Annotated in this window: 2 protein-coding genes; both read right to left on the bottom strand. The window is 67.2% G+C overall.

Annotated features, from left to right (window positions below; translation table 11 throughout):
- Positions 1-70: 70 nt before the first annotated feature.
- Positions 71-1909: a hypothetical protein gene (locus tag ACYPYD_RS06975; protein WP_459662591.1), complete on the bottom strand. Its 1839-nt coding sequence runs from the start codon at positions 1907-1909 to the stop codon at positions 71-73.
- Positions 1906-3252 (bottom strand): MFS transporter, encoded by a 1347-nt coding sequence (locus ACYPYD_RS06980; RefSeq protein ID WP_211149499.1) that lies wholly within the window; start codon positions 3250-3252, stop codon positions 1906-1908. The genes ACYPYD_RS06975 and ACYPYD_RS06980 overlap by 4 nt, the downstream gene beginning before the upstream one ends.
- Positions 3253-3462: the final 210 nt, after the last annotated feature.

Raw genomic sequence — 3462 nt, forward strand, 5'->3', positions numbered from 1 at the left:
GAGCGTGCTGCGCGCGCAGCAAGGTGGGCCGTTCATGGCCAGCGGTCCCGGATCAAGTCCGGGACGACGATTACATCTGCGGCCACGCCAGTGTCGGCGGCTGGCTGAACCGGTTCATCTCCAGCACAACCCTTGCGCCCGCGCCCGGCTCCAGCCTGAGCGCCACGTCGCGATCGCCCACCGGCATGCGCCTGTCGCCGATCCGCACCGCCTCGATGCGATGCTCGCCATAGCCGCCGCCGCGGATCACCAGCCGCCGCGCCAGCGCAGGGTTGAGGTTCACCAGCGAGAGCGTCGTCGTCCCGGCATCCATCTTCTCTACCAGTGCCGCCACGTCTTCGGGCAGACCCGGACGCTTGCGGTCGGCGTCGAAGTGCCGCAACCGCGCGAAGAGCAGCGTGCCGCCCTGGTTGGGAGAGGTCTTCGACCACGGCGGCCGCGCGACGTGGATCGCGCCCATGGTCTGGTGCAGCAGCGCCGTCACCGAGACCGGGTTACGCTCGATCGGGTTGTCGGCAAGGCGAGTGGCGGCAGTCGTCCTGTCCTCGTGGACGCGGACCATCTGGGTGCGCACGCGCTCCATGTCGTCCAGCAGCGACTGTTCGGCCCAGCCGTCCTGCTTGCCGTCGAGGAACTGCGTCCACGGCGTCGGCTCCATCGCCGCGCGGTCGGCCTCGGCTTGCGACAAGTACCAGATCTCGCCGGTATTGAAGCGGTAGGGGCCGGGCTTGAAGCTGTACCACCCCTGCGCACCGTGCATCGTGGGTGCGGAGAGCACCCCGTCGATCTTGCGCGACTGTGCGTTGATCGCCGCGTTCTGGTCGCGCCAGACTTGCAGGTAGCGGTCGTCGCCGGTCGCCATATAGGCATTCATGAAGCCCATGATCGCGCGCGGGATGCGGTTGCGGTGCTCGCGCTTGCCGGTGACGGGGTTGATCGGGCTGAACCCCCAGCCGTAGGTGCCGCCCCACCAGTGACCGCCCGCGCCGCCGCCGACCTTGCCGTCCGGCCCGATATTGCTGGGCAGGATGCCGCCGTTGGCCTTTGCCCGCGCCGCCCATGCCTCGACATACTCCAGCATCCAGTCGCGGAAGCGCACTTCGCCGGTCAGCATCCAGGCGTTGAAGCCCAGCGCGGTCGAGTGCAGGTTCAGCGGGTTGTCGCCGACCGTCTCGGTATATTCGCGGTAGTGCTCCAGCGTGTCCTTGTAGCTCGATTCGCCGTGGACCATCTCGAACGGCGCGGTGTCGAAGGGGTCGCCCGCCCAGTCGAGCATCGTCGCCGGGCGCATCAGCGGGCCGATGCTGCCGTTGAACATCGAACGGATGAGCCTCAGCTTCGGATCGTAGTTGCGCGCGATGGGATCGCGGCCGGTGTAGAAATCGGCGAAGCGGCGGGCGCGCTCGATCAGCTTGCGGTCGTCCGGGCTGCACAGGCCGAGCTGGTTGAAGGTGGTCAGGCCCTCGCTGATGTGCTGCCAGTCCATCTGCGGCGGGAATTCGCGCACGTACATGCCGTTCCGGCCCATCAGCACGTCTTTGGTGCGGGCGCGGGAGTATTGCGCGAAGTGGGCTTCCTGCACCTTTTGTGCGAGGTCGAGCAGGCCCGCCTCGCCGCCGATGAGGTAGAGGTAGGGCCAGTCGTTGATCGCCTCGATGGCGTCGTCGGGGCCGTCGTTGGCGCCCCAGCGCAGGAACGCCTCGATCTCGTGCTTCGCGTTGAAGTAGCGGTCGTGGAAGGCGCGGGCGGCGTCGCCCTGCATGGCGATGAGGTGGCGCTGGAGCACCGCCCAGCGCGGCGCGGCCATCGGCGTGTCGATGGCGATCTCGGCCGATCCGGCGCGGGCTATGGCCGGAACCAGCATCAGCGCGCCGGTGGTCAGCAGTACGGTACGACGGTCGAAATTCATGCGGCAAGCTCCAGTCGCTCGAGCTTCTGCACGACGACGAAATAGGCAACGATGGTCAAGAGGCAATGCGCGCCGACGAAGACGAGCGCGGTGTCGAACGATCCCGCCTGCGCGACGAGGATGCCCACGACGATGGGGGTGACGATCCCGGCGGCATTCCCGAAGGTGTTGAACACCCCACCCGCCAGACCCGCCAGCTTGCGCGGCGCCACGTCGGACATCACCGCCCAGCCGAGCGAGGCGACGCCCTTGCCGAAGAACGCGACCGACATCAGCAGCACCACGCCGACCTGGCTCTCCACTTTGGCCGCGACCATGATGAGGCTGGCCAGCAGCATCCCCGCCAGCAGCGGCGCCTTGCGCGCCATCGTGATCGAGCCGGTGCGCGCCAGCAGCATGTCCGACATCACGCCGCCCGCCACGCCGCCAACGAAGCCGCACAGCGCGGGCAGCGCGGCGACGAACCCGGCCTCCATGATGTTGAAGCCGCGATCCTTGACCAGATAGATCGGGAACCACGTCACGAAGAAATAGGTCAGCACGTTGATGCAGTACTGGCCGAGGTAGACGCCGATCATCATGCGGCTGGTCAGCAGCTGGCGCACGTTGCTCCAGGTAAAGGTCGGCTCGGCGGCCTTGTCCTTGCGGCCTTCCGGTTCGACAAGGCCGCCGCCTTCGCGGATCAGTTCGACTTCGGCGGCGTTGGCCCACTTGTGGCGGGTCGGCTCGCGGATGAAGGCGGCGAAAGCGCACATCGCCATCAGGCCCAGCGCGCCCATCACGAAGAACACCGCGCGCCAGCCGAATTCATGGACCACCCAGCCCATCAGCGGCGCGAAGGCCACCAGCGAGAAATACTGCGCCGAATTGAAGATCGCCGAGGCCGTCCCGCGCTCGCGCGCCGGGAACCATGCGGCGACGATGCGCGCATTGCCGGGGAACGAGGGCGCCTCGCACAGACCCACGAGGAAGCGCAGCAGGAACAGCTGCGTCACCACCGTCGCGCCGAGGATGAAGCCCGCGAAGCCCTGCAGCACCGTGAAGAACGACCATGTCCCGATCGCGGCGATGTAGATCGGCCGCGTCCCGAACCGGTCGAGCAGCGCGCCGCCGGGGATCTGCGCCAGCGAATAGGCCCAGGCGAAGGCGGAGAGGATGAACCCGGTCTGCACCGCATCCAGCCCCAGCTCCGCCGAGGCCGAAGCCCCCGCGATCGAGAAGGTGGAACGGTCCGCATAGTTCAGCGAGGTGATGACGAAGATCAGCGCGATGATGAGAAAACGCACCTTCGTCGGGCGCGTACCCGTCGGGGTGGCCGCTTCTATCGAACCTGACAAATCCATCTCTCCATCGCCCCACATCCGCCGCACTGGTTTGCGGCTTTTTCCGTGCCTTCAGACTTACGCGCGCGGCGTCCACTCCATCCATGCCGCTGTGCAGCTTGATCGATGTGCGCTGCGCATCGCCGCCGTCGCTTCGTCATTGCGAGCGTAGCGAAGCAATCCAGGGCGGGGTGGAATTGCCCTGGATTGCTTCGCTGCGCTCGCAATGAC

It is taken from the genome of Novosphingobium sp. 11B (assembly GCF_054589055.1).

Bases quoted from the DNA above. Each gene is read 5' to 3' on its own strand.
- ACYPYD_RS06975 (WP_459662591.1), bottom strand. From the start codon at position 1,909: ATGAATTTCGACCGTCGTACCGTACTGCTGACCACCGGCGCGCTGATG.
- ACYPYD_RS06980 (WP_211149499.1), bottom strand. From the start codon at position 3,252: ATGGATTTGTCAGGTTCGATAGAAGCGGCCACCCCGACGGGTACGCGC.